The following is a 26,739-nucleotide window of genomic DNA, read 5'->3' on the forward strand; positions in this document are numbered from 1 at the left end:
TCCTCACTGTGATCCAGGGCATTGCACGCAGGGCGGCCCGCGCTGAGCAGGTGCGGGCATGAGGACGGACGTGGGCGGCAGGGAGTGGTCCGCCACCGTCGCCGCCGCGCAGGCCGGCGACCGGCGGGCGCTGGAGGAACTGCTCCAGGGCTGGCTGCCGATGCTCTACAACGTCGTCGGCCGCGCCCTGAACGGCCACGCCGATGTCGACGACGTCGTCCAGGAGACCACGCTCCGCGCCGTCGACAACCTCGGCACGCTCCGCGCCCCGGACAGCTTCCGGTCCTGGCTGATGGCCATCGTCATGCGCCAGATACCCGACCGGGCGCGCCGCGGGAAGGACCGGCGGCCGGCCGAGGTTCGCCGCAAGAGACCGGTGACTTCTCCGAACTCTCAGTCCCGCGGCTCCAGTTGGAGGGCAGCGGCGCGAGGTCGCCCAGGCCGTGCGCTGGTTGAACCCCGACGACCGGCAGCTGCTGTCGCTGTGGTGGCTGGAGGTGGCCGGCGAACTGACCCGGCGGGAACTGGCCGTGGCCGTCGGCATCAGCAGGCAGCACGCCGCCGTCCGCGCCCAGCGGATGAAGGGACGCCTGGAGACCTCCCGAGGCATCGTGCGGGCCCTCGCCGGGTCCTGCCCCGAACTGCGCGCCCTGACCGCCCGCTGGCACGGCCGGCACTCGGTGTGGCGCAAACGGCTGGCCCGGCACATCCGGGGCGGCTGCCGCTCCTGCGGTGACGCCCGCGAGCCCGTCGTACCGGCCGAGCGGCTCATCGCCGGAATCGCCCTCGTGCCCGTGCCCGCCGGGTTCACCCTGTCGCCGGCGTTCGGCGGCAAGACGGCCGCAGCGGCCACCACCGCCGGCTGGTCCGCGAAGGTGCTGGGCGTTCCGACCAAGCCCGCCGTGGCCGTGACGGCGGGCGCGACGCTCGTCGCCGGCGGCGCCTACGTCGTCGGACGCACCCCCGACGCACCGCCCGCATGCACGGCACCGACGCCCAGGCGGCCCGCACGACCGCCCCGCTCTCCCCATCCCCTTCCCCCCTCTTCCCGTCCACCTGGCAGGCGGTGCACGAGGACGTCACCACCGGCCCCGCGCAGGGCGCCCTCCGCCACGGCCTGGTCCGCGACGACGGCAGGGACTCGGCCCCCGTCCCGCAGTACGTCACCCACACCACCCCCGCCGACCCGGCCACGGTGGCTCAGCGCTCGCGCGTGTAGCGCTCCTGTGCGGCCATGACCTCGTCCCCGTGTGCGAAGGCCCACGCACCGAAGGCGTCGATGGGGGCGAGCAGCGTCCGTCCCAGGTCCGTCAACTCGTACTCCACCCGGGGCGGCGCACCGCCGTACGCCCGCCGCTGAACCAACCCGTTGAACTCCAGCCGCCGCAGCGTCTCGGTCAGCACCTTCTGACGGATCCCGCCGATGCTCTCGCGCAGCGCGCCCGGGCGCCGGGGGCCGTCCTTGAGGGCCCACAGCACCACGGAGTTCCAGGTGTTGGCGAGCAGGTCGAAGGCTAGCCGGGCGCGGCAGTCGGCGAGGAAGGCCTGGTCGTCGGTCACATACCGAATGGTGCCCGAGCCGCTTCCTACTGTCGTGGCCGTAGGCGAATCCAACCGGCCTGAACGGGGTGGCAGTTGTGCGTATCGGAATACTCGGCACGGGTGGCATGGGGAACGCGCTCGGGACTCGATGGGAGCGGGCCGGACATGACGTGCTCGCCGGCAGCCGGTCACAGGGAGATGTGCGGGCTGCGGCGGAGCACGGGACCGACGCGGTGCTGCTGGCCCTGCCGTACCCGGCGGTCGTGGAGGTGGTCGCCGGGCTCGCGGGCGTGCTGCACGGGCGGGTGCTGATCGACTGCACCAATCCGGTGGGCCCCGACTTCGGCCTCCGCACGGCCGGTGGCCCCGCGGCCGCCGAGCGGATCGCCGCCGCGGCCCCCGGCGCCCATGTGGTCAAGGCCTTCAACCTCTGCCACGAGAGCGTCTGGCGGCTGACCCCGCCGGTCTTCGCCGGCCGCCCCCTCGCCGTCCCGCTGTGCGGGGACGACGAGGACGCGCTCACGGTCGTACGACGGCTCGTGCACGACCTCGGCTGCGAACCGCAGCACGCCGGCGGACTGGACCGCGCCGGCCTCCTGGAGGCCACGGCCGCACTGCTGATCCGGCTGTGGGTGGGAGAGGGAGCGGACGCCCAGGCGATCGCTCCGCCGTTGGAGTTCGCGGGCGCATAGAAAAGAAAGGACCTAGCCGCCGTTGCGCAGGGCGTGGAGGGCGTCGACCCGGTTCGTGGTGATCGAGTCGACGCCCAGGTCGAGGAGGCGGCGCATGGAGCGGCGGGTGTCCGGGGTCCAGACGGACAGCAGGTACCCGTCGTGGTGGACGCGGACCGCCAGCTCGTGGTCGACCAGGGAGAAGCGGTAGTTGAGCCAGCGGGGGCGCACCGCGGACAGCAGCGCCGGCCGGGGCGGCGCCAGGGTCGTCCAGGTCAGGGCGATCTCGGCGGACGGATCGGCGGCGCGTACGGCGAGCATGGCCTCGGCGTGCGCGCAGTAGTACACACGGTCCCGGGCCCCGTACTGCCGCACCACGTCCATGACCTGCTGCACGGTCCTCAGGCCGACCCGGCCGCACAGGTCCAGCATCACCCGGCTGTCGTCGGTCGCGGCCAGCGCCTCCGCCAGCGTCGGCACCCCGCCCGCCGTGAGCCCGCGCACCTCGTCCGCCGACAGGGAGTGCAGCGGCCGGTCGTGCTCCCACAGCCGCTCCAGCGTCGCGTCGTGCAGCAGCACGGGGACACCGTCGCGGGTGAGGCGTACGTCGACCTCGACCGCGTCCGCGCCCAGGTCGAGCGCGGAACGCAGGGAGTCGAGGGTGTTCTCGCGGAAGCGGTAGGGGGCGCCGCGGTGGGCCACGGCGGTCACGGTCTGCATGGCCCCCATTGTGACCACGGCCCAGGGATCAGGGGGCGAGCCAGGTCGCGGTGTAGGTGTCGATCTCCGCCGCGATCCGCGCCTTGCCCGCCGTGTCCAGGAAGGACGCCTCGACGGCGTTCTTGGCCAGGGCGGCCAGGCCCCGCTCGTCCAGGTCGAGGAGGCGGGCGGCCACCGCGTACTCGGTGTTGAGGTCGGTGCCGAACATCGGCGGGTCGTCGGAGTTGATCGTCACCAGCACGCCGGCCTTGGTGAACTCCTTGATCGGGTGCTCGTCCAGGGTGCGGACCGCGCGGGTGGCGATGTTGGAGGTCGGGCAGACCTCCAGCGCGATGCGGTGCTCGGCGAGATGGGCGAGCAGCCTGGGGTCCTGCGCGGAGCTGGTGCCGTGCCCGATCCGCTCGGCGCGCAGCTCGTTCAGCGCGTCCCACACCGTCTCCGGGCCGGTCGTCTCCCCGGCGTGCGGGACGGAGCGCAGGCCCGCGGCGATGGCCTGGTCGAAGTACGGCTTGAACTGCGGCCGGGGCACGCCGATCTCGGGCCCGCCGAGCCCGAACGACACCAGGCCCTCCGGGCGGACCCGGTCGTCGGTGGCGAGGCGGGTGGTCTCCTCGGCGGCCTGGAGTCCGGCCTCGCCGGGGATGTCGAAGCACCAGCGCAGTACGGTCCCGAACTCGGCCTCGGCCGCCTTGCGGGCGTCCTCGATCGCGTCCATGAAGGCGCGCTCGTCGATACCGCGACGGGTGGACGAGAAGGGCGTGATCGTCAGCTCGGCGTACCGCACCTGCTGCCGGGCCAGGTCGCGGGCCACCTCGTAGGTCAGCAGCCGGACGTCCTCCGGGGTGCGGATCAGGTCCACGACGGACAGGTACACGTCGATGAAGTGCGCGAAGTCCGTGAACGTGAAGTAGTCGACCAGCGCCTCGGGGTCGGTGGGGACCTTGGAGTCGGGGTGGCGGGCGGCCAGTTCCGAGACGATGCGCGGGGAGGCGGAGCCGACGTGGTGGACGTGCAGTTCGGCCTTGGGCAGTCCGGCGATGAAGGCGTGCAGATCGCGCTCGGGCGCGCCTTCGGCGGTTATGGAGCTGCGGTCGGTCAAGGGTTCCTCCCCGGGAACGGCGCCCGGAGGACGAGGTCCGTGGTCCGGGCGCGGGTGATCGGCTGATCGGTGACTCGGGCTCATCGTAGGCCCCCGCCTCAGACGGCCCGCGCCTCGCCGTAGCATGACAGGACATCGATCACAGGGGGGTCCCGAGCCATGTCCGACGAGGTGCCACAGCCGCTGCCGCCGGAGCACGACACCGGGGACCGGCCCGCGTCACCTCGGCTCTCCCTGGACAAGGGGAGCGGGGAGAACAAGGGGACAGGGGAGCGGGCCGCGTCCGAGCCGTCGGACGACGGGGCTGTCGAGCACCGACCGGTGGAGCAGGCGCCGCAGGACGAGCCGGGGCAGGGAACCGCGCAGCCCGAGAGCGCCGACCCGTGGGCATCACCCGCGAGCCGACAGGGCCCCGGTGACACGGTCTTCTCCGGCGCGTCCGCAGCCCCGGCACCGCACCCTTCCGTCCACGACCAGCAGACGGTCACGTCCCTCCCCACCACGGACGAGCCCGCCGATGCGGTGCCCCCGGCGTGGGCCAAGCCTGCCGACGCGGTGCCCCCGGCGTGGGCCAAGCCCGCCGAACCCTTCGCCCCACCGACCTCCGGCCCCGCGGGGGACACCCCGGCGAACCCGTTCGCGCCTCCGACCTCGTCGCCCCACGCCGCTGCACCGTCGACCGGCGCTCCGGTCAACCCGTTCGCGCCACCGACCTCCGCGCCTCAGGCCTCCATACCCCCGAACTCCGAGCTGTCGACCGGCGCTCCGGTCAACCCGTTCGCGCCCCCGACCTCCGTGCCTCCGGCTTCCACACCGTCGGCCGGCGCCCCCGCGAACCCGTTCGCGCCCCCGGCCCCCGTGCCCCCGGCGAACCCGTTCGCCCCGCCCGCCGCCGGGTCCCCGGCCGGAGCTCCCGCGTCTGCGTACGCTGCCCCGGCCTCCACCGCCCCCGTCAGCCCCTACGCCCCGCCCATGGCACCCCCGGCCCACCCCCAGGAAACGGTCCCGGTCCCCCCGCCGCCCATATCCCCCGACGGCCCCGGACAGGCGCCGTACGGCTACCCGGCCGCGTCGGCCGCGTACGCCTACCCGGCCCAGCAGCCGCAGCCGGGCTACGGCGGGCCCGGCATCCCCGCCTATCCCGCGACCGGCGGTTACGGCTGGCCGGGTGGTCTGCAGCCGCAGCCGAACAACGGCATGGGCACGGCCTCGCTGGTGCTGGGCATCCTCGCGACGGTCGGCTTCTGCGCCTGGCCGCTGGCTCTGGTGATGGGCATCCTGGCCGTGATCCTCGGTGCCCTGGGCCGGGGCAAGGCCCGCCGAGGCGAGGCCACCAACCCGGGCGTGGCCCTGGCGGGGATCATCTGCGGCGCCGCGGGCGTCGTGCTGGTGCTCGGACTGTTCGCCTTCGCCATCGCGTTCTACAAGGGCTGACCCGCACCCCGCGAGACCCCCGCAGCCGCCAACCTCTCCCGCGCCTCCATCAGCGCGAAGCCCAGCAGGTTGGGTCCTCTCCAGCGCTCGGGGTCCGAGGCGGCCTCGTCGCTCGCGGCGAGGCCTATGCCCCAGACGCGGTCCACGGGGCTCGCTTCCACCAGGATCCGGTCACCGGTGCCCAGCAGGAACTCCCGGAGGGCGTCGTCGGCCGCGAACTTGTGCACGCTGCCCTCGACCACGATCCGGAAGCGCTCACGCTCCCAGGCCGCCTCGTCGAAGTCGCGGACCAGCCGCCCCGCCTTCTTCGCCTCGGCGGGATGCTCCGCCGCCAGCACCCGGCGCTCCGCCTGCGCGTCCCCGAACAGCCGGGCCTTGCCGGCCATCATCCAGTGCTCGGCCGTCGCGTATGCCACACCGTCGACCACGAAAGGTGACGGCCACCACTGGCTCAGACAGCTCGCGCCGATCCGGCCGTCTGCCCGCGGCCGGTGCCCCCAGAAATGCAGATACTTGATGCGGGACCCAGCCCGAACTTCCCTGATCAGGGCTTCCAGCCCGTCGATCTTCCCCATGCACGCGAGTCTGGCACGCACCACTGACATTCCGTCCGCCCTTTTCCGCGCCGACTCGACACCTGGTCGACAGATTCCGTCGCGTAACCAAAAGGCAACAACGGAATCACTTGTTGGAGTCCTAGTGCTCTGTCAGGATCGGCACTCAAATCGAGCTGGAGCTACGCCACCCACCCCGGGACGGGGCGAACGGCGGAGGAGAGCGACATGCACAACCCGGGCACCGCCACCCCGGAACGATTTCCCGCACAGGAGCACTTCGCGGACGGCGCGCAATTCATCGCGGGCCGCCTGACGAAGGGCACCTCGGGCCGTACGCACGCCGTGGTCGACCCGGCCACCGGCGAGGAGGTGTACACCTATGAGCTGGCCGGCACCGACGACGTCGACGCGGCCGTAGCCGCCGCGCGCGCGGCCTTCCCGGGCTGGTCCGCCACCACCCCGGGTGAGCGCTCCGACGCCCTGCACCGCTTCGCCGCCGTGCTCGCCGACCGCGCCGAGGACTTCGCGCACGCCGAGTCCCTGCAGTGCGGCAAGCCGCTCAAGCTGACCCGCGAGTTCGACGTACCTGGGACGATCGACAACACGGCCTTCTTCGCGGGCGCGGCCCGGCATCTGCAGGGGCAGTCCGCCGGTGAGTACTCGGGCGACCACACGTCGTACGTCCGGCGGGAGCCCATCGGTGTCGTCGGGTCCATCGCCCCCTGGAACTACCCCCTCCAGATGGCCGCCTGGAAGATCCTCCCGGCGATCGCCGCGGGCAACACCATCGTGCTCAAGCCCGCCGAGCTGACCCCACTGACCTCCCTGATGTTCGCCCAGGCCGCCACGGACGCGGGCATCCCGGACGGTGTCATCAACATCGTCACGGGGGCGGGGAAGGAGGCAGGCGAGCACCTGGTCGGGCACCCGGACGTGGCCATGACCTCCTTCACCGGGTCCACCGCCGTCGGCAAGCGGGTCGCCGAGATCGCCACCGCCACCGTCAAGCGGCTCCACCTGGAGCTGGGCGGCAAGGCGCCCTTCGTCGTCTTCGACGACGCCGACCTGGACGCGGCCGTCAACGGCGCGGTCGCCGGTGCGCTCATCAACACCGGGCAGGACTGCACGGCCGCCACGCGCGCGTGCGTGCAGCGACCGCTGTACGAGGCCTTCGTGGAGCGGACGGCCGCGCTGATGGAGACCGTGCGGCTCGGGGATCCGTTCGCCGCGGGCACCGACCTCGGCCCGCTCATCTCGCACGTCCAGCGCGACCGGGTCGCCGGCTTCGTGGACCGGGCGCGTGCCTACGCGCGCGTGGTGACCGGCGGCGAGGCTCCCCAGGGCGACCTCGCGGACGGCGCCTACTATCGGCCGACGCTGATCGCCGACGCGGCGCAGGACAGCGAGATCGTCCAGTCCGAGATCTTCGGTCCGGTGCTGGTCGTACTGCCGTTCGATGGTGATGATGAGGGCATTCGGCTGGCCAACGACACCCCGTACGGCCTCGCCGCCTCCGCCTGGAGCAGCAATGTCTACCGGGCGGGCCGCGCCACTCGCGAGATCAAGGCGGGCTGCGTCTGGATCAACGACCACATCCCGATCATCAGCGAGATGCCGCACGGCGGGTACAAGGCCTCCGGCTTCGGCAAGGACATGTCGGCGTACTCGTTCGAGGAGTACACGCAGGTCAAGCACGTAATGTTCGACAACACCGCGGTGGCCAGGAAGGACTGGCACCGCACCATCTTCGGGGACCGCTAGAGACCGACCAGGCCAGTGACCAGGCCGACCCCTCCCGAAAGGGCACCACGCGCATGGAGCAGTACGAGCCCGACCGCCTGACCCCGGCCCAAGCGGCCGCCATGCGGCGCAGCCTGCGCAACGGCCGTGCGGCGCTGACCCGCCGGTCATTGCTGCGCGCCTCCGCGAGCGGGGCGCTCGCGGTCGGCGGACTCGGGGCGCTGAGCGCCTGCGGGATCCCCGCGGCGGGCAAGACGCATGGCGGCACGTCCGCCCAGGACCACTCGGCCGCGGAGAAGGTCGTGAACTTCTCCAACTGGACGGAGTACATCGACGTCGACGACAGCAAGAAGCACCACCCGACGCTCGACGCCTTCCAGAAGCGGACCGGCATCGCGGTCAAGTACACCGAGGACATCAACGACAACAACGAGTTCTTCGGCAAGATCAAGCCGCAGCTCGCCGCGGGCCAGGACACCGGCCGCGACATCATCGTCCTCACCGACTGGCTGGCCGCCCGGCTGATCCGCCTCGGGTGGGTCCAGAAACTGGACCCGTCCAACCTGCCGCACGCCTACAGCAACCTGTCGCCCCAGTTCCGCAACCCGGACTGGGACCCGGGGCGCGCGTACTCGTACCCCTGGCAGGGCATCTCGACCGTCATCGCCTACAACAAGAAGGCGCTCGACGGCATCGAGGTGAAGTCGGTCTCCGACCTGCTCGACAACCCCAAGCTGAAGGGGCGCGTCGGCTTCCTGTCGGAGATGCGCGACAGCATCGGCATGACCCTGCTCGACATGGGCAAGGACCCGGCGAACTTCACCGACGACGACTTCGACGCGGTGATCGCCCGGCTCCAGAAGGCCGTCGACAAGGGCCAGATCCGCCGCTTCACCGGCAACGACTACACGTCCGACCTCACCAAGGGCGACTTCGCGGCCTGCATCGCCTGGGCCGGAGACGTGGTCCAGCTCAAGGCGGACAGCCCGGACGTGGACTTCATCATCCCCGACAGCGGCTACATGACGTCGACCGACAACATGTGCATCCCCAACAGGGCGCGCCACAAGACGAACGCCGAGCGGCTGATCGACTTCTACTACGAGCCGGAACAGGCCGCCGCGCTCGCCGCCTACATCAACTACGTGACTCCGGTCGACGGTGTGAAGCCCTACCTTGCGAAGATCGACAAGGAAGCGGCGGACAACCCGCTGATCGTTCCCGACAAGACCATGCAGGCGAAGTCCCACGCCTTCCGCTCCCTGAGCCAGAAGGAAGAGACGGCCTACGAAGAGAAGTTCGCGAAGCTCACAGGGGCGTGACGAAGATGACGACGACAGACAGCAGCGGCGACGTCCGCCTCACCGGTATCGGCAAGACCTACGGCTCCTTCACCGCCGTACACCCGCTGGACCTGACCGTGCCGCAGGGTTCCTTCTTCGCCCTGCTCGGCGCCTCCGGCTGCGGCAAGACGACCACCCTGCGCATGATCGCGGGCCTGGAGGAGCCGACGAGTGGCACCGTGTACCTCGGTGACCAGGAGGTCACCCACCTGCCGCCGTACAAACGACCGGTCAACACGGTCTTCCAGTCCTACGCCCTCTTCCCGCACCTCGACATCTTCGAGAACGTCGCCTTCGGCCTGCGCCGGCGCGGCATCAAGAGCGTGAAGAAGCAGGTCGAGGAGATGCTGGAGCTTGTCCAGCTCGGCGAGCAGGCGCGCAAGAAGCCGCACCAGCTCTCCGGCGGCCAGCAGCAGCGTGTCGCCGTGGCCCGTGCGCTGATCAACCACCCCAAGGTGCTCCTGCTGGACGAGCCGCTCGGCGCCCTCGACCTCAAGCTGCGCCGCCAGATGCAGCTGGAGCTCAAGCGCATCCAGACCGAGGTCGGCATCACCTTCATCCACGTCACGCACGACCAGGAGGAGGCCATGACCATGGCCGACACGGTCGCCGTGATGAACGCGGGCCGCGTCGAGCAGCTCGGTTCGCCCGCCGACCTGTACGAGAACCCGCAGACCACCTTCGTCGCGAACTTCCTCGGCACGTCCAACCTCATCGAGGCCGAGGTCGACTCCAAGAGCGGTGACGACATCGTGCTGAAGGCGGGCGGCGGCAAGCTGGTGCTGCCCGAGTCGCGCTGTTCCGCCCGGACGGCGACCGGCGGCAAGGTGCTGGTCGGCATCCGCCCGGAGAAGATCTCCCTCACCCACGCGGACGACGCGGGCGAGATCCCCGAGGGCCGCAACCGCATCACCGGCAAGATCGCCGACGCCAGCTTCATCGGCGTCTCCACGCAGTACGTGATCGACACCCCGGTCTGCGACGAGTTCGCGGTCTACGTCCAGAACGTCGAGCGCGACGGACGGCTCGTCCCCGGTGCCGACGTCGTCCTGCACTGGAGCCGGGCCCACACCTTCGGCCTCGACGCGGCCCAGGACATCGACGCCGGCGTGGAGACCGTCGAGGAAGAGGCCGCTTAGACATGTCGACGCTCACCGAGGCGCCGCCGCCTCTCGCCCCCACCGCACCGGAGAAGAAGCCCGCGCGCAAGCGGGGCCGGTTCACGCCGTACTGGCTGCTGCTGCCCGGCATGCTGTGGCTGATCATCTTCTTCGCGCTGCCGATGATCTACCAGGCCTCCACGTCCGTGCAGACGGGCTCCCTGGAGGAGGGCTACAAGGTCACCTGGCACTTCGTGACCTACTGGGACGCGCTGGCCGAGTACTGGCCGCAGTTCCTGCGGTCCGTGTTCTACGCGGCCGCGGCGACCGTCCTGTGCCTGCTGCTCGGCTACCCGCTGGCGTATCTGATCGCCTTCCGCGCGGGCCGCTGGCGCAACCTGATCATGATCCTGGTGATCGCCCCGTTCTTCACCAGCTTCCTGATCCGGACCCTGGCCTGGAAGACGATCCTCGCGGACAACGGCCCGGTCGTGCACGCCCTGAACTCGCTGCACATCCTGGACCTCACCAACCTCCTCGGCTGGACGGCCGGCGACCGCGTCCTCGCCACCCCGCTCGCGGTGGTGTGCGGCCTGACGTACAACTTCCTGCCGTTCATGATCCTTCCGCTCTACACCTCGCTGGAGCGGATCGACCCTCGGCTGCACGAGGCGGCCGGCGACCTGTACGCCAAGCCGTGGACCACCTTCCGCAAGGTGACCTTCCCGCTGTCGATGCCGGGCGTGGTCTCCGGCACGCTGCTGACGTTCATCCCGGCGGCCGGTGACTACGTCAACGCCGAACTCCTCGGCTCGACCGACACCCGCATGATCGGCAATGTCATCCAGACGCAGTTCCTGCGGATTCTGGACTATCCGACGGCGGCCGCCCTTTCCTTCATCCTCATGGCCGCGATCCTGCTCATGGTCACGGTCTACATCCGCCGCTCCGGGACGGAGGATCTGGTCTAAATGCCCTTCGTCACCTGGCTCAAGCGCCATCTCGTCGTCATCGCGGGTCTCTTGACGCTCGCCTATCTGCTGCTGCCGAACATCATCGTGACGGTGTTCTCCTTCAACAAGCCGAAGGGACGCTTCAACTACGAGTGGCAGCAGTTCTCCACGGACGCCTGGAAGGACCCGTGCGGCGTCGCCGACATGTGCGGCTCGCTGTCGATCAGCCTCCAGATCGCCGTGTGGGCCACGGTCGGTGCCACCATCCTCGGCACGATGATCTCCTTCGCGCTGGTCCGCTATCGCTTCCGCGCCCGCGGCGCCGTCAACTCGCTGATCTTCCTGCCGATGGCGATGCCCGAGGTCGTCATGGCGGCCTCGCTGCTCACCCTGTTCCTCAACATGGGTGCCCAGCTCGGCTTCATGACGATCCTGATCGCGCACATCATGTTCTGCCTCAGCTTCGTCGTCACCGCGGTCAAGGCGCGCGTGATGTCGATGGACCCGCGTCTGGAGGAGGCCGCCCGGGACCTGTACGCCGGCCCGGTGCAGACCTTCCTGCGGGTCACCCTGCCGATCGCGGCACCCGGAATCGCGGCGGGCGCGCTGCTGTCCTTCGCGCTCTCCTTCGACGATTTCATCATCACCAATTTCAACGCGGGCTCGACCGTCACCTTCCCCATGTTCGTGTGGGGTTCGGCGCAGCGCGGAACGCCCGTTCAGATCAATGTCATCGGTACGGCCATGTTCCTCGTCGCCGTACTGTTCGTCCTGGTCTCGATGCTGATCACCAACCGCCGTACCAGTCAAAAGGCGTAAAGCTCTGTAGGGAGTTGAAATCATGGCCCCAAGCGCCATGAGTCGTGGCAAAGACAACTGGATCGCCTCTCTTTCCGAAGCCCAGCCGGTCCCGTACTGGCTGGAAGACCCCGGCAAGCCCCACGCCGAGCCCGCTCTCACCGGCACCGACACCTGCGACCTGCTGGTCATCGGAGGCGGCTACAGCGGACTGTGGACCGCGCTGTGCGCCAAGGAGCGCGACCCGCAGCGCGATGTGGTCCTGCTGGAAGGCCGCGAGGTGGGCTGGGCCGCCTCCGGCCGCAACGGCGGCTTCTGCGCCGCCTCCCTCACCCACGGCCTGCCCAACGGTCTCACCCGCTGGCCGGACGAGATCAACAAGCTGGAGGAGCTGGGCCGGCGCAACCTCGACGAGATCGAGGCCGCGATCGCCCGGCACGGGATCGACTGCGACTTCGAACGCACCGGCGAGATCGACGTCGCCACCGAGACCTACCAGGCCTGGGAACTGCGCGACTGGCACCGGGAGCTGGAGGAGAAGGGCCTCGCGGACGGCATCGAGTTCCTCGACGCCGACGCCGTGCGCGAGCAGGTCGCCTCGCCCACCTTCGAGGCCGGGCTCTGGGACCGCCGGGGCGTGGCCATGCTGCACCCGGCCAAGCTGGCCTGGGGCCTGAAGCAGGCGTGCATCAGGCTCGGGGTGCGCGTGTACGAGCACACGCCCGCCCTGACCCTGAAGCAGTACGGCGCCGGCATGGCCGTACGCACCCCGTACGGCTCGGTCCGCGCCCGCACGGTCGCGCTCGGGACGAACATCTTCCCGAGCTTGCTGCGGCGCGTGCGCTCCTACACCGTCCCGGTCTACGACTACGCGCTGATGACCGAGCCGCTGAGCGCTGCCCAGATGGAGTCCATCGGCTGGAAGAACCGCCAGGGCCTCGGGGACTCGGCGAACCAGTTCCACTACTTCCGGCTGTCCGCCGACAACCGGATCCTGTGGGGCGGCTACGACGCGATCCACCACTACGGCGGCCGGGTGCGCGCGGAGTACGACGACCGCCCGGAGACGTACGCCAAGCTCGCCGGGCACTTCTTCACCTGCTTCCCGCAGCTGGAGGGCGTCCGCTTCACCCACGCCTGGGGCGGCGCGATCGACACCTGCTCGCGCTTCTCCGCGTTCTTCGGCACGGCCCACCAGGGGAAGGTGGCGTACGCGGCCGGCTACACCGGGCTCGGCGTGGGCGCCACGCGGTTCGGCGCCGACGTCATGCTGGACCTGCTGGACGGGGAGCGCACCGAGCGGACCGAGCTGGAGATGGTGCGCAAGAAGCCGCTGCCGTTCCCGCCGGAGCCCTTCGCCTGGACCGGCATCGCCCTGACGAAGTGGTCCCTGGCCCGTGCGGACGCGCACGGCGGCCGGCGCAATCTGTGGCTGCGGGCGATGGACCGACTGGGGCTGGGCTTCGACAGCTGACCCCAGTCTCACGAGCCCTTTCTCAGCGAAGGCCCAGGTCACAGACCTGGGCCTTTGTGCTGCCGCGCCTTTTACGCCTGATTTTCTCCGCAGTCAAGTCCCGAATCTTCGGAGCATGACCCTGCCGGGCGATTCCTGCCTACTGGAAGTGCGCCCCGAGAAAGCGTGGGTCCCCTTCAGGTGGATCCCTTTCATTAGGAGCAGGAGAGGATCATGGCTCGCACCATCCGCACGAACGACGAATTCCGTTCCAAGCGCCGCGTCGGCCTCGCGGCGGCGATCACCTCGGCCGCGGCCGTCGCCGGAGGCGCCGTCCTGCCGGCCGCGACCGCCACGGCAGCGCCGATGCCGCAGGCGCCGACGGTGAGCACGGGCGTCCAGGAGCACGGCAAGCACAAGATCTACTGCTGGGACAAGCACCACAAGTCCCACTGGAAGAAGCACAAGAAGTTCTCCTGCTGGATCGAGAACCACAAGTACTACTGGGACGACTACAACCACTGCTACTACGTGGTGGTGAATTACGTCCGGTACTACTTCTGGGACTCCTACGACAACTTCCACTACTTCTGGCACCACCACCACGACCACCACTGGGACGTGCACGACAAGGACCACTGGAAGAAGGAGCCCAGCAAGTCGGACTGGGAGAAGAAGGACTCCGAGAAGAAGGACTCCGAGAAGAAGGACTCCGAGAAGGCCGATCCCGGGAAGACGGACGGCGACAAGACGGACGGCGACAAGACGGACGCCGACAAGACGGATCCGGGGAAGAGCGACAGCGGGAAGACGGACCCCGGTAAGGCGGACACGGACAAGACCGACCCGGGGAAGGGCGACACCGACAAGAGCGACACCGACAAGACCGACCCGGACAAGACGGACACGGACAAGACCGACACCACTCAGCAGGACCCGGCCCAGCCCGACCCGCAGCAGCAGGAACCGCCGCAGGACCCGGCGCAGCAGGAGCAGCCGCAGGATCAGCCCCAGCAAGGCGATCAGCCGCAGCAGGACACCGGTGCCGGTGACACTGCCCCGGGCGATGGGTGATCCTTCCTGGTGGGTATGACCCAGCTCGCTCCATAGAGGATCCGGGACCCGCGTAATGCGGTCCGCAAGGCCTCCCTCTCCCTCGTGACGCGACCGCGTCCACGAGAGAGAGGGAGGCCTTCTGGTGCTCGATTTAGCGCCCGGACACCTTGACAACACGATTGGTCTGGACCAAGTTGAGTGCGCTCCACCCCTCCAACTCCCCTGTCACCGGAGGCTCTTGTGGACCGCGTCCGACGCGCCAGACGCCCCAGATCCGTCCTCGCCCTGCTCACGGCCGCGCTGCTGGCCGTACCCGGCATCACCGCGCTCTCGTCGGCCGCCCGTGCGGCCGACGCGGACCTCGCCCGGAACGGCGGCTTCGAATCCGGCCTCGACGGCTGGACCTGCACGGCCGGTACGGCGGTCAACTCGCCTGTGTACAGCGGGAGTTCCGCGCTGCAGGCCACCCCGGCCGGCAGCGACGACGCCCAGTGCGCCCAGACGGTGACCGTCCAGCCGAACTCCCAGTACACGCTGTCCGGTTACGTCCGCGGTTCCTACGTCTACCTCGGAGCGAACGGCGCCGGCACCACCGACGTCTCCACCTGGACCCAGTCCGCCCCCGACTGGCAGAAGCTGACCACCACCTTCACCACCGGCGCAGCGACGACGAAGGTCACCATCTACACGCACGGCTGGTACGGCACCGGCGCCTACTACGCCGACGACATCTCCCTGGTCGGCCCGGGCGCGAGCACCGGCCGGCCGCCCGCGACGCCCACCGGACTCAGGACCGGCACGATCACCTCCTCCTCCGTCACCCTGTCCTGGTCGGCGGTGACCGGCGCCACGAGTTACGCGGTCTACCGCGACGGGGTCAAGGTCCAGACGGCGAGCGGTACTTCGGCCACCGTCACCGGACTTGCGCCGTCGACGGCGTACAGCTTCCAGGTCACCGCGAGCAACGACGCCGGCGAGTCCGCCAAGTCGGCCGCGGTGACCGCGACGACCACGGCGGGCACCGGCGGTGGCACGCCAGGACTGCCCGTCCACGCCCTGGTCGGCTACCTGCACACCACCTTCGCCAACGGCTCGGGCTACACCCGCCTGGCCGATGTACCCGACAGCTGGGACGTCGTCGACCTCGCCTTCGGCGAGCCCACCTCGGCCACCTCCGGTGACATCCGGTTCAACCGCTGCCCGGTCACGGAGTGCCCGAACGTCGAGAGCGACGCCGACTTCAAGGCGGCGATCAAGGCCAAGCAGGCGGCCGGGAAGAAGGTGCTGATCTCGATCGGCGGCCAGAACGGCCAGGTCCAGCTGACCACCACGGCGGCCCGCGACACCTTCGTCTCCTCGGTCTCGGCCATCATCGACACCTACGGCCTCGACGGCGTGGACATCGACTTCGAGGGCCACTCGCTGTCCCTGAACGCGAACGACACGGACTTCAAGAACCCCACCACGCCCGTGATCGTCAATCTCATCTCGGCCCTGAAGACCCTGAAGGCCACGTACGGCTCGAAGTTCGTGCTGAGCACGGCGCCGGAGACCTTCTTCGTCCAGATGGGCCACCAGTACTACGGCACCGGCAAGTGGGGCGGCCAGGACCCGCGCTGCGGAGCGTATCTCCCGGTCATCTACGCCCTGCGCGACGACCTGACCCTGCTCCACGTCCAGGACTACAACTCGGGCCCGATCATGGGCCTGGACAACCAGTACCACTCCATGGGCGGCGCCGACTTCCACATCGCCATGACCGACATGCTGCTCACCGGCTTCCCGGTCGCGGGTGACGCGAACAACGTCTTCCCGCCGCTGCGCCCCGACCAGGTCGCCATCGGCATGCCGGCGTCGACGAACGCGGGCAACGGGTACGTGGCCCCGTCCGAGGTCACCAAGACCCTGGACTGTCTGACGAAGAAGACGAACTGCGGCTCGTATCCGACCCATGGCACGTGGCCTGCCCTGCGGGGCCTGATGACGTGGTCGGTGAACTGGGACCGCTACTCGAACTGGGAGTTCCAGAAGAACTTCGACGCGTACTTCGGCTGAACGTCAGGGACAGGGTGGTCAGCAGCACCGTGCACAGGCACCAGCTGGCCACCACGTCCAGCGGCCAGTGCCAGCCCCGGCGGACCAGGCCGTAGGAGACGGCGAGCACGAGCGCTGTGCAGGCGCCGGCGAGGGCGCGGCGGGCGGTGGGGGAGCGGAGCCAGGGGAGGAGGAGCAGGGTCGCGGAACCGTATGCGATCGCCGCCGTGGCCGTATGGCCGGAAGGGAAGTAGCCGGTCCCGGGGGGCATCACGGGGGTCCCCGGCCGGGCGGTCCAGTCCTTCAGGGGGACGACGAACGCCGGGACCAGCGCCATCAGCACGGCCGCCGCGGCGGGCGGAAGCCACCACCGGTCGTGGCCGCAGGTCCGGCCGCGCCAGGCGGAGTACAGCAGGGCGAGCGCGAGCACCGGCACGGCGATCTGGACGTTGCCGAGGTCGGAGAGGAGTTCGGAGAACCGGTCCGGGTCGACGAGCGTCCGGCTCAGCCGTGCGTCCAGCCCGAGAAGCGGCCCGTGGGTGACGACCTGCCAGGTGATCACGGTGAGGAGGAGCGTCGCGGGGAGGGCCAGGAGCGCGTGGTGCGGGCGCGGATGCGGTGACGTCGACACGCGGCCCAGCTTCTCAGACCCGGCTGGGGGAGGAAGGGAAGGAGGTCGGCCGCCCCGGAACAGGGGGGGTGGTTCCGAGGCGGCCGTCCGGATCGGAACGTCGCGCGCCCCGGGGGGTTTGGGGCGGCGACCGTCCGATCGGTGAGGAGATCCCGGAGCCGTCAGGCCCCGGTTGTGTGCGCGAGGGCACGACCAGGTCGAAGCTGGGGAGGCCCCGGCCTGAGATCGCCCACAGTCCCCTGTGGGCGGGGTGTATCTCTCATCTGGGTAGAACCTACGGCAGCCCGAGGCGCTTGGGCAGACGGAATCCCGTCCCGCCATCCACCTCGCACACCTTCTTCACACGGCCTGCCGTAGGGACCCCGTCAGAGGTGCGAACCAGCCGCTCAGATGCGCGCGAAGGACTGCTCGATGATGTCGAGGCCCTCGTTCAGGAGGTCCTCGCCGATCACCAGCGGGGGCAGGAAGCGCAGCACGTTGCCGTAGGTGCCACAGGTCAGGACCAGCAGGCCCTCCTGGTGGCAGGCCTTGGCGAGCGCACCGGCCGCCTCCGGGTTCGGCTCCTTGGTGGCGCGGTCCTTGACCAGCTCGATGGCGATCATGGCGCCACGGCCGCGGACCTCACCGATGATGTCGAACTTCTCGGCCATGGCGGTGAGGCGCGCCTTCATGATCGCCTCGATGTTCTTCGCCTTGGCGTTGAGGTCCAGCTCCTTCATCGTCTCGATGGCGCCGAGCGCACCGGCGCAGGCGACCGGGTTGCCGCCGTAGGTGCCGCCCAGGCCGCCCGCGTGCGCGGCGTCCATGATCTCGGCGCGGCCGGTCACGGCGGCGAGCGGCAGACCGCCCGCGATGCCCTTGGCGGTGGTGATCAGGTCCGGGACGATGCCCTCGTCCTCGCAGGCGAACCACTGACCGGTGCGGCAGAAGCCGGACTGGATCTCGTCCGCGACGAAGACGATGCCGTTGTCCTTGGCGAACTGGCTGATCGCGGGCAGGAAGCCCTTGGCCGGCTCGATGAAGCCGCCCTCACCGAGCACCGGCTCGATGATGATCGCGGCCACGTTCTCGGCGCCGATCTGCTTGGTGATCTGGTCGATGGCCTGCTTCGCGGCCTCCGGGCCGCAGTTCTCCGGGCCGGTCAGCCAGCGGTAGCCGTACGCGACGGGGACGCGGTAGACCTCGGGCGCGAACGGGCCGAAGCCGTGCTTGTACGGCATGTTCTTCGCCGTCAGCGCCATCGTCAGGTTGGTGCGGCCGTGGTAGCCGTGGTCGAAGACGACGACGGCCTGGCGCTTGGTGTACGCGCGGGCGATCTTGACGGCGTTCTCGACGGCCTCGGCGCCCGAGTTGAACAGCGCGGACTTCTTGGCGTGGTCACCCGGCGTGAGCTCGGCCAGCGCCTCGGCGACGGCCACGTAGCCCTCGTACGGGGTGACCATGAAACAGGTGTGGGTGAAATCGGCCAGCTGGGCGCTCGCGCGGCGTACGACGGCCTCGGCGGAGCCGCCGACCGACGTCACGGCGATGCCGGAACCGAAGTCGATCAGGCGGTTGCCGTCGACGTCCTCGATGATGCCGCCGTCCACGCGCGTCGTGAACACGGGCAGCACCGAGCCCACGCCCTGCGCGACCGCGGCGACGCGGCGGGCCTGCAGTTCCTGCGACTTCGGGCCGGGGATGGCGGTGACGACGCGGCGCTCCTGCGGAAGTGCGGTCATGAGGGCTCCCTGATGATCTTGCGTACCGGGTGTTCCCGGGCGGTACCGGACGGTGCGTTTTTCTGACGCTTGTCTCTTTCTTCGCAGGCTAGGGCCGGAAATGGGGGGTGGGCATGCTCCATGTGGGCGTTGTCGGGAAGATTCGTTGTCCGTGGTGGACATAGCAGTAGGGGAGGGGTGCGCCCGCTCGGGGCGTTCCCACGGCCGCGTAAACGGTGAACTCCCTTTGTCGGGGCGTTAGATTGGCTCGCTGAAGGTGGACGGAACGGCTGGTCAGGGGGCAAGGGCGATGGACAGCGACGGGACGCGGGACGCGCGCGGCACGCATGCGAATCCTGTGCCACGCCCGGCGGAGCCACGGGAGGGGTCCGCCGTGCCGCCCATGCCCCCGGTGCCGCCCGGGGCTCCGCCGCGGCCGGACGGCTCGGCGTTCCTGGCCTGGCTGCGGGCGCCGCGGCCGGAGGCGGCCCCCGGCGTGTGGCGGTTCGGGCACCGGCCCCGGCCCGAGCAGGAGCCCGAGCGGATCCCGGCCCGCCAGCTGCTGAGCGGCGCGCTGATCGCGTTCCTCGTGGGCTGGCTGGTGTGGTCCCTGCTGTGGAACGGCTACCTCGGTGGCTGGTGGGTGCTGCCCCTGGAGCTGTTCACCCCGGACTCCTGGCGCCAGAGCAACGACCGCGTCGGCAACGCCGTCCTCTGGTACTCGTACTACACGCTCATCGCCCTCGTCATCATGCTCGTCGTCGGCCGTCTCGGCCGCTGGGGCGAGGTCTGGCGCCGCTACGGCCCCCCCGCCTGGCGCCCCGCCGCGCCCGCCGTCCAGCCGGCGCCCGCTCCCGAGCAGGATCCCGCCGAGTGGCCCCAGCTGCGGCGGGCCGGCGCCCATGAGGCCGCCGAGCGGCTGGCCGCCGAGGCCAAGGCCGGGCTCATGCGGGACGTCGACCACGCCCGGATCAGCCAGGCCTGGCAGGGCGTACGGTCCGGCACGCACAGCCTCGCCTCCTTCACCGGCGCCGTACTGAAGGACGGCTCGGCCGCCTGCCTGCACCCCTCCGGCGAGCGCGACCTGCCCGCCCGGCACGCCCGGCACGACCTGCTCACCGGGCAGGTCCGGCTCGGCACCACGGCCGACGACCCGCGCAACCCGTACCACTACCGCGACGCCGGACTCGCCCTCGGCCCCGACCTGCTCGGCACCTCGCTGCTCGCCGTCGGCCCGGCCGGCTCCGGCAAGACCGGAGCGGTCATCCGGCCGCTCGCCGAGTCGCTCGGCCTGCACGCCCTCGCCGGACGCGCCACCGTCGTGGTCGTCGGCGCGGCGGGCACGGGGCTCGGCCCGGCCGAGTCGTACGACGTCGTCGTACGGATCGGGCACCCCGAATCCGCCTACGACCTCGACCTGTACGGCGGTACCACCGACCCGGACGAGGGCGCCGCCATACTCGCCGAGGCCCTCGTCGGCGACCTCGCCGACCCGCACCCCGGCGGGGACAGCCGCCGCTCCACCACCGTCCTCGCCCAGCTGCTCGGCCCCTTCCGTGCCGTCCACGGCCGCTTCCCCTCCGTGCCCGAGCTGCGGCAGCTGCTCGACGGCGCGCCCGGCCCGCTGGCCGCGCTCCGCAAGGCGCTCACCGACACCGGTCAGGAGTCGCTGCTCAGGGAACTGGACGCGCGGGAACGGCAGATGGCGCATCCGGGCGATGTCGGCGCGGTGCTCGCCGACCGGATCGCGCTGCTCGACCGGCCCGCCTTCGCCGCCTTCTTCGACACCTCCGGGCAGTCCCGGCCGTTCTCGCTCAGGGCCCTCGACCACCCGGTCCGCGTCCGCATCGACCTGCCCCAGCGCGGGCACGCCGACGCCTCCCGGATCCTCGCCCGGCTGGTCCTCGCCCAGTTCACGGCCGGCGTGACCGTACGGGAGGACCGGTCCCTGTTCGCCTGCCTGCTGCTGGACGACGCCTCCGGAGTGATCACCCCGGAGGCCGTGCGCGGCATCCAGCGGCTGCGGTCCGCCCACGCGGGCACCGTGCTGACGCTGCGCACCCTGGACGACGTACCCCGGCCGCTGCGCGGACCGCTGCTCGGCGCCACCGGCTGCCGGATGGCACTGTCCGGGCTCACCCCCTGGGACGGGCAGGACTTCGCCGAGGTGTGGGGCAAGGAGTGGACGGAGACCCGGGACGTCACCGACCGGCAGATCATCGCAGAGACCCCGGCGGGCAAGGCCGTGCACATGCTGCGCCGGGTCATCACCGGCCAGGCGCCCACCGCCCGGGCCGTCACCGTCCGCCAGGTCGAGCGCGAGCGCTGGTCGGCCTCCGAGCTGGCGCACGGGGTGCCGCCGGGGCATGCGGTGCTGTCGCTGACCACCGTGCAGGGGGAGCACGCTCCGCCGTTGCTGGTGGATCTGCGGGGCTGAGCAGAGGGACCCCGGGACCGTACGGTGAGGCAGAATCGGCATAGGCTGTTCATACGTAGCGGCCAATGGATCACCTGGTTCTCTTCGATCTGAAGGCCTCATGCCCCCGACACTCGCCTCGCTCGTCCACCATTCCGCGCTCAAGCTGACCGTGCGCGCGGGCGAGGACCGTCTCGATGTGCCCGTCCGCTGGGCGCACGTGAGCGAGCTGGCCGACCCCGTGCCCTACATGGAGGGCGGCGAGCTGCTGCTGATCACAGCGCTCAAGCTGGACGCGGAGGATCCGGAGGCCATGCGGCGGTATGTGAAGCGGCTGGTCGGGGCGGGTGTCGTCGGGCTCGGCTTCGCCGTCGGGGTCAACTACGAGGAGATCCCGAAGGCCCTCGTCGACGCCGCCGAGGAGGAGGGGCTGCCGCTGCTGGAGGTGCCCCGCCGCACCCCGTTCATCGCCATCAGCAAGGCCGTCTCCGCGGCGATCGCCGCCGACCAGTACCGGGCCGTGACGGCGGGCTTCGCCGCTCAGCGCGAGCTGACCAAGCAGGCCCTGAGCGCCGGCCCCGAGGGGCTGCTCGCCGCGCTCGCCGCACAGGTCGACGGGTGGACGGCGCTGTACGACGCCTCGGGCGCCGTCGTCGCCACCGCACCCGAGTGGGCCGGCCGCCGGGCCGCCCGGCTCACCGCGGAGGTCGAACGGCTGCGGGAGCGACCCGCACCCGCCTCCTCGGTCGTCGGCGGACCGGACAACGAGGACCGGGTGGAGCTGCACTCCCTGGGCACGGGCCGCCGCCCGCGCGCCGCCCTCGCCGTCGGTACGGCCGCCGCCCTCGGCACCGCCGAGCGGTACGCCGTCCACTCCGCGATCGCCCTGCTCACCCTCACCACCGAACGCTCCCGTTCGCTGCACGCGGCGGAGCAGCGGGTCGGCGCGGCCGTGCTGCGCATGCTGCTGGCCGCGGAGCCGGACCACGCCCGGGCCGTCGCCGGGGGCCTGTACGGCGGGCTGCTCGACGCGCCCTTCCGGGTGATCGTCGCCGAGTCGGCGTCCGGCTCGGCCGCGCGGGCGGTCACGGGGGCGGACGGCGACGCGCTGGGCGGGGTCGCGGAGGCCGTGGAGTCGGCGGCCGCCCGTGCCGGGGAGGCCGTACTGGTCGTGCCCGAGGGGGAGCGGCTGGTGGTGCTGGCCGCGGACGGGGGTGCGGCGGTGGCCGCGTGCGTCCAGTACGCGGCGGAGCGGGAGGCGGGGCGTGCCGTGCCCGAGCAGACGGCCGGGGACGAGGACGAACTGGTCGTCGGGCTGTCGGCCCCGGTCGGCCCGATCGCCGCGGCCGCGGCCTACAAGCAGGCCGAGCAGGCGTTGTCGGTGGCGCGGCGGCGGGGGCGGGTGCTGGTGGAGCACGAGCAGCTGGCGGCGGGGTCCGTGCTGCCGTTGCTGGCCGACGATGCGGTGAAGGCGTTTGCCGACGGGTTGCTGCGGGCGCTGCACGAGCACGATGCGACGGGGCGGGGTGACCTGGTCGCCTCGCTGCGGGCGTGGCTCTCCCGGCACGGGCAGTGGGACGCGGCCGCGGCGGATCTCGGGGTGCATCGGCATACGTTGCGGTACCGGATGCGGAGGGTGGAGGAGATTCTGGGGCGCAGCCTCGATGACCCTGACGTCCGGATGGAGCTGTGGCTCGCTTTGAAGGCGACGTCACCGGAGTAGCTCGGCGGGCTGAGGTGGCCCTTGGAGGACACCCACCACGCCAAACCGGAGCAACGCCCACCCCCACCACTACGACTCGGACAAGCGACCCCCGCTCGCCTCCGCCCTACCGTGGACCACGAAAGAACACGCACACTCCCAAACGCGGAAAGGCCGGGACTCGCACATGACTTCCACCCACGCCTTCTGGCTCGCCGGCCGCCAGGTCACCGGCGAGGACACCTTCGACGTCACCTCGCCGTGGGACGGCCGTCTCGTCGGCAAGGCCAGCGTGCCGACGGATGCCCAGGTCGAGGAGGCCGTGGCCGCCGCGTACGCCGTGCGGGACGAGTTCGCCGCCACCCCGGCGCACGTACGCGCCGCCGCCCTCGACCACGTCAGCAAGCGCCTGGTCGAGCGCACCGAGGAGATCGCCCAGCTGATCTCCGCCGAGAACGGCAAGCCGATCAAGTGGGCCCGCGGCGAGGTCGGCCGTGCCGTGTCCGTGTTCCGGTTCGCGGCCGAGGAAGCCCGCCGCTTCAACGGCGGCGAGGCCCAGCGCCTCGACACCGACCTCGGCGGCCAGGGCCGTCTCGCCCTCACCCGCCGCTTCCCGAAGGGTGTCGTCCTCGGTATCGCGCCGTTCAACTTCCCGCTGAACCTGTGCGCCCACAAGGTCGCCCCGGCGATCGCGGCCGGCGCCCCGATCATCCTGAAGCCGGCGCCCGCCACCCCGCTCTCCGGCCTGATCATCGGCGACCTGCTCGCCGAGACCGACCTGCCGGCCGGCTCCTGGTCGATCCTCCCGGTCGCCAACGACAAGATGCCCGCCCTGGTCCAGGACGAGCGCCTGCCGGTCATCTCCTTCACCGGTTCCGAGAAGGTCGGCTACGCGATCATGGACTCGGTGCCGCGCAAGCACTGCACCCTGGAGCTGGGCGGCAACGGTGCCGCGGTCGTGCTCGGTGACTACGCCTCCGACGCCGACCTCGACTGGGCCGCGACCCGCATCGCGACCTTCTCCAACTACCAGGGCGGCCAGTCCTGCATCTCCGTGCAGCGCGTGATCGTGGACGCCTCCGTCTACGACCGCCTGCTGCCGCGCATCGTCGCCGCCGTCGAGGCCCAGGTCACCGGTGACCCGTCCGACGCCAAGACGGACGTCGGCCCGCTGGTCAGCGAGGACGCCGCCAAGCGCGTCGAGTCGTGGGTGAAGGAGGCCGTCGAGGCCGGCGCCACGCTCCTGACGGGTGGCGACCGCGACGGCGCCTCCTACGCGCCGACCGTCCTCACGGACGTACCGGCCGACACGACGCTCGCCTGCGAGGAGGTCTTCGGACCGGTCCTCACCGTGCAGAAGGTGGACGGGGAGGCGGAGGCCTTCGCCGCCGTCAACTCCTCCAAGTACGGCCTCCAGGCGGGCGTGTTCACCCGCGACCTCCAGGTCGCCTTCCGCGCCCACCGCGCCCTCGAGGTCGGCGGCGTCGTCATCGGGGACGTCCCCTCCTACCGCGCCGACCAGATGCCGTACGGCGGTGCCAAGCAGTCCGGTGTGGGCCGTGAGGGCGTCAAGTTCGCGATGGACGACTACACATACGAGCGCGTGCTGGTCCTGACCGGCCTCGCGCTCTGACCTGCCACGGACAGGTCAGCCGGAAACGGCCGCAGCCCACTGTGCGGGGGCTGCGGCCGTTTCCCTTTGCGCTCCACCGGGCCGATCCGAGCTCCTTCGGGCCAATCCAAACGGGCGCAGCGGACGTACTGTGAGTAAGGCCGCAGTGCGGCTGCGGCCCTCCCTCTCGTGCCGCTGGGAGTCGCGCGAGACGAGGAAGGACGAGCAAGGAGGAGTGCCATCATGCGAGCACCAAGCGCGAGGCGCTTCGTCGCGGCGTCCGCGGCCGGCCTGCTGATGGCCGGCGGCGCCACGATCGGCGCAGCAGGCACAGCCGCAGCTGCAGCCCCTGCCGAACACACCCGGGTGACCACGGACTGGTGCTGGGGCGACCACGGCTGGCGCTGCTTCGACCACCATGGGTTCCGCTTCGACCACCGCTTCGACCACCGCTTCGATCACCGGTTCTTCAACGGAGTCGTCGTGATCATCGTGGTCCGCTAGCGGCCGTACCTGTCTGCCGCCACTGGCTAATGGGAACCATTTTCATGTAGCCTGATGGTGGCGCACCCCCGCCGCCCCGAAGGGGCCCGGCACCGTTGCCTTCCGGTGCCGGGCCCCTTTCTGGTGCGGCCGTTCCTATTGCCGGGTAAAGGATTCGGCATCGTCGCTTCAATTGGCTTGTTCTGTGCATGACCCACCCGATGGGATGCGAGTCGACCACTGCGTCCGACTCGGACGTCTCGGGGCAACTCAGGGGACTTCATGCACATAGCCCGCACCGGGCGTGGCGTCGCGGCTTCCGCCGCCGCCACCGCCGCCCTCGTCGCCGCTGCACTGGCGACCACCTCGCAGGCCGGCGTCACCAGCGCCGCGTCCGCCGCCGTACCGCACACCAAGGCGGTTCCGGCCGTCGTCGGTCACACCCTGGTCCACGGTGTGGCCAGCCCGCTCTCCAGCGAGCAGTGCCAGGCCAAGTGGCACATCGCCTGCTACAACCCGCTCCAGTACCGCACCGCGTACAACCTCAACGCGCTGTACCGGCAGGGCATCACGGGCAAGGGACGCACCATCGTCATCGTCGACTCGTTCGGCTCCCCGACGGTGCAGCACGACCTCGACGTCTACAGCAGGCAGTTCGGCCTGCCCAGCACCAAGGTCAAGGTGGTCAAGTGGGGGCACGTCCCCGCCTTCGACCCCAAGAACTCCGACATGACCGGCTGGGCGGGCGAGACCACCCTGGACGTCGAGATGGCCCACGCCGTGGCACCCGACGCCAAGATCGTCCTGGTGGAGACGGCGGTCTCGGAGACCGAGGGCACCACCGGTCTCCCGGAGATGATGTCCGCCGAGAAGTACCTGATCGACCACGGGGTCGGCGACGTCATCACCCAGAGCTTCGGTGCCACCGAGGACACCTTCCCCGGCTTCGGCAGGGGCGACTTCTCCAGCATCAAGAACCTGCGCTACGCCTTCCAGGCCGCGAACCGCAAGCACGTCACCGTCCTCGCATCCTCCGGCGACGGCGGCGCCACCGACCTCAAGGCGGACGGCAAGCACTACTACGACAAGCGCGTCAACTCCTGGCCCTCCTCGGACCCGCTGGTCACCTCCATCGGCGGCACCCAGCTCCACCTGAACGACCAGGGCAGGCGCGTCAAGCCGGACAGCGTCTACAACGACTACGGCGCGGGTGGCGGCGGCCAGTCCCACGTGTTCTCCCGGCCGGCCTTCCAGAACGGCGTGAAGAACATCGTCGGCGCCCGCCGAGGCACCCCGGACGTGTCGATGGCCGCCGCGGTCAACGGCGGCGCCTGGATCTACTCCAGCTACGACCCGACCGCCACCGGCTGGGACGTCACCGGCGGCACCAGCGAGGCCAGCCCGCTCTTCTCCGGCATCGTCGCCCTCGCCGACCAGGCGGCCGGCCACCGGCTGGGCAACATCAACGAGGCGCTGTACAAGCTCTCGAAGCAGCGGAACACCGGCATCGTCGACGTCAACGACGGCACCGACAACAGCTACGAAGGTGTCACCGGCTACAAGGCCGTCAAGGGCTACGACATGGCCACCGGCGTGGGCACCGTGGACGCCCTCCACTTCGTGCCCGCCCTCGTCAGGGCGAGCCGCCACGGCTGATACGGCACCGGCGCCGCAGGGGTTTCCTCCCTGACGGCC

19 protein-coding genes and 3 pseudogenes are annotated in these 26,739 nt (G+C 70.8%); 16 read left to right on the plus strand and 6 right to left on the minus strand.

What is annotated here, in order from left to right:
• Window positions 1–58 precede the first annotated feature (58 nt).
• Window positions 59–1,055, plus strand: a pseudogene (locus ACZ5DS_RS15390) (RNA polymerase sigma factor); the annotation flags it as partial.
• Window positions 1,056–1,200: 145 nt separating this feature from the next.
• On the opposite strand, the gene ACZ5DS_RS15395 reads toward ACZ5DS_RS15390, so the two are convergent.
• Entirely contained in the window at window positions 1,201–1,560 is a 360-nt protein-coding gene (locus ACZ5DS_RS15395) for a winged helix-turn-helix transcriptional regulator (protein WP_468237972.1), read from the minus strand.
• A gap of 77 nt (window positions 1,561–1,637) precedes the next feature.
• Here ACZ5DS_RS15395 and ACZ5DS_RS15400 point away from each other — a divergent pair, with 77 nt between their 5' ends.
• Window positions 1,638–2,234, plus strand: coding sequence for an NADPH-dependent F420 reductase (locus ACZ5DS_RS15400; RefSeq protein ID WP_468237975.1), 597 nt, complete (start codon window positions 1,638–1,640; stop codon window positions 2,232–2,234).
• 12 nt (window positions 2,235–2,246) lie between these two features.
• Here the strand turns inward: ACZ5DS_RS15400 and ACZ5DS_RS15405 are convergent, their stop codons facing one another.
• Both ACZ5DS_RS15405 and ACZ5DS_RS15410 read right to left on the minus strand, forming a co-directional pair.
• The gene (locus tag ACZ5DS_RS15405) at window positions 2,247–2,933 is read right to left on the minus strand and encodes a glycerophosphodiester phosphodiesterase (protein WP_468237977.1); all 687 of its coding nucleotides are present in this window, start codon (window positions 2,931–2,933) and stop codon (window positions 2,247–2,249) included.
• A gap of 28 nt (window positions 2,934–2,961) precedes the next feature.
• Window positions 2,962–4,091 (minus strand): annotated as a pseudogene (locus ACZ5DS_RS15410) (adenosine deaminase).
• A gap of 100 nt (window positions 4,092–4,191) precedes the next feature.
• Here ACZ5DS_RS15410 and ACZ5DS_RS15415 point away from each other — a divergent pair.
• A complete protein-coding gene (locus tag ACZ5DS_RS15415) occupies window positions 4,192–5,466 on the plus strand; it encodes a DUF4190 domain-containing protein (protein ID WP_468237979.1) in 1,275 nt (424 codons plus the stop codon).
• On the opposite strand, the gene ACZ5DS_RS15420 is transcribed toward ACZ5DS_RS15415, so the two are convergent.
• A complete protein-coding gene (locus tag ACZ5DS_RS15420; protein WP_468237981.1) occupies window positions 5,454–6,071 on the minus strand; it encodes an NADAR family protein in 618 nt (205 codons plus the stop codon). The two genes, ACZ5DS_RS15415 and ACZ5DS_RS15420, sit on opposite strands and share 13 nt — an antisense overlap.
• A 177-nt stretch (window positions 6,072–6,248) precedes the next feature.
• On the opposite strand from ACZ5DS_RS15420, the gene ACZ5DS_RS15425 reads away from it, so the two are divergent.
• From ACZ5DS_RS15425 to ACZ5DS_RS15460, 8 genes are all read left to right on the plus strand, one after another.
• On the plus strand, window positions 6,249–7,784 hold the full coding sequence (locus ACZ5DS_RS15425) for a gamma-aminobutyraldehyde dehydrogenase (protein ID WP_468237984.1): 1,536 nt from the start codon (window positions 6,249–6,251) through the stop codon (window positions 7,782–7,784).
• Window positions 7,785–7,837: 53 nt separating this feature from the next.
• Entirely contained in the window at window positions 7,838–9,085 is a 1,248-nt protein-coding gene (locus ACZ5DS_RS15430) for a polyamine ABC transporter substrate-binding protein (protein WP_468237987.1), read from the plus strand.
• A gap of 5 nt (window positions 9,086–9,090) precedes the next feature.
• Window positions 9,091–10,245: an ABC transporter ATP-binding protein gene (locus tag ACZ5DS_RS15435; protein ID WP_468237989.1), complete on the plus strand. Its 1,155-nt coding sequence runs from the start codon at window positions 9,091–9,093 to the stop codon at window positions 10,243–10,245.
• A 2-nt stretch (window positions 10,246–10,247) separates the two neighbouring features.
• Window positions 10,248–11,177: an ABC transporter permease gene (locus ACZ5DS_RS15440; RefSeq protein WP_468237992.1), complete on the plus strand. Its 930-nt coding sequence runs from the start codon at window positions 10,248–10,250 to the stop codon at window positions 11,175–11,177.
• Window positions 11,178–11,978, plus strand: coding sequence for an ABC transporter permease (locus ACZ5DS_RS15445; RefSeq protein ID WP_468237994.1), 801 nt, complete (start codon window positions 11,178–11,180; stop codon window positions 11,976–11,978).
• Window positions 11,979–12,000: 22 nt separating this feature from the next.
• Complete coding sequence (locus ACZ5DS_RS15450) at window positions 12,001–13,431, plus strand: NAD(P)/FAD-dependent oxidoreductase (RefSeq protein WP_468237997.1); 1,431 nt, start codon at window positions 12,001–12,003, stop codon at window positions 13,429–13,431.
• Window positions 13,432–13,644: 213 nt separating this feature from the next.
• Window positions 13,645–14,484 carry a hypothetical protein gene (locus tag ACZ5DS_RS15455; RefSeq protein ID WP_468237999.1) on the plus strand — a complete coding sequence of 280 codons (840 nt, stop codon included), beginning with the start codon at window positions 13,645–13,647 and terminating at the stop codon, window positions 14,482–14,484.
• Window positions 14,485–14,706: 222 nt separating this feature from the next.
• Window positions 14,707–16,521, plus strand: a complete 1,815-nt coding sequence (locus tag ACZ5DS_RS15460; protein ID WP_468238002.1) for a chitinase — start codon at window positions 14,707–14,709, stop codon at window positions 16,519–16,521.
• Here the strand turns inward: ACZ5DS_RS15460 and ACZ5DS_RS15465 are convergent.
• Window positions 16,463–17,131, minus strand: a pseudogene (locus ACZ5DS_RS15465) (phosphatase PAP2 family protein); the annotation flags it as partial. The gene ACZ5DS_RS15460 and the pseudogene ACZ5DS_RS15465 overlap by 59 nt on opposite strands.
• A 386-nt stretch (window positions 17,132–17,517) precedes the next feature.
• Window positions 17,518–18,852 (minus strand): 4-aminobutyrate--2-oxoglutarate transaminase, encoded by a 1,335-nt coding sequence (gene gabT / locus ACZ5DS_RS15470; RefSeq protein ID WP_468238004.1) that lies wholly within the window; start codon window positions 18,850–18,852, stop codon window positions 17,518–17,520.
• 289 nt (window positions 18,853–19,141) lie between these two features.
• Here gabT and ACZ5DS_RS15475 point away from each other — a divergent pair, with 289 nt between their 5' ends.
• From ACZ5DS_RS15475 to ACZ5DS_RS15495, 5 genes are all read left to right on the plus strand, one after another.
• Window positions 19,142–21,268, plus strand: a complete 2,127-nt coding sequence (locus ACZ5DS_RS15475) for an ATP-binding protein (protein WP_468238007.1) — start codon at window positions 19,142–19,144, stop codon at window positions 21,266–21,268.
• Between the two features lie 100 nt (window positions 21,269–21,368).
• Window positions 21,369–22,970, plus strand: a complete 1,602-nt coding sequence (locus tag ACZ5DS_RS15480; protein WP_468238010.1) for a PucR family transcriptional regulator — start codon at window positions 21,369–21,371, stop codon at window positions 22,968–22,970.
• Between the two features lie 166 nt (window positions 22,971–23,136).
• Complete coding sequence (locus ACZ5DS_RS15485; protein WP_468238013.1) at window positions 23,137–24,582, plus strand: aldehyde dehydrogenase family protein; 1,446 nt, start codon at window positions 23,137–23,139, stop codon at window positions 24,580–24,582.
• Window positions 24,583–24,804: 222 nt separating this feature from the next.
• Window positions 24,805–25,065 carry a hypothetical protein gene (locus tag ACZ5DS_RS15490; RefSeq protein WP_468238015.1) on the plus strand — a complete coding sequence of 87 codons (261 nt, stop codon included), beginning with the start codon at window positions 24,805–24,807 and terminating at the stop codon, window positions 25,063–25,065.
• Between the two features lie 261 nt (window positions 25,066–25,326).
• Window positions 25,327–26,700: a S53 family peptidase gene (locus ACZ5DS_RS15495; protein WP_468238017.1), complete on the plus strand. Its 1,374-nt coding sequence runs from the start codon at window positions 25,327–25,329 to the stop codon at window positions 26,698–26,700.
• The last annotated feature ends 39 nt before the right edge of the window (window positions 26,701–26,739 follow it).

This window comes from Streptomyces sp. NPDC031100, from assembly GCF_055570785.1.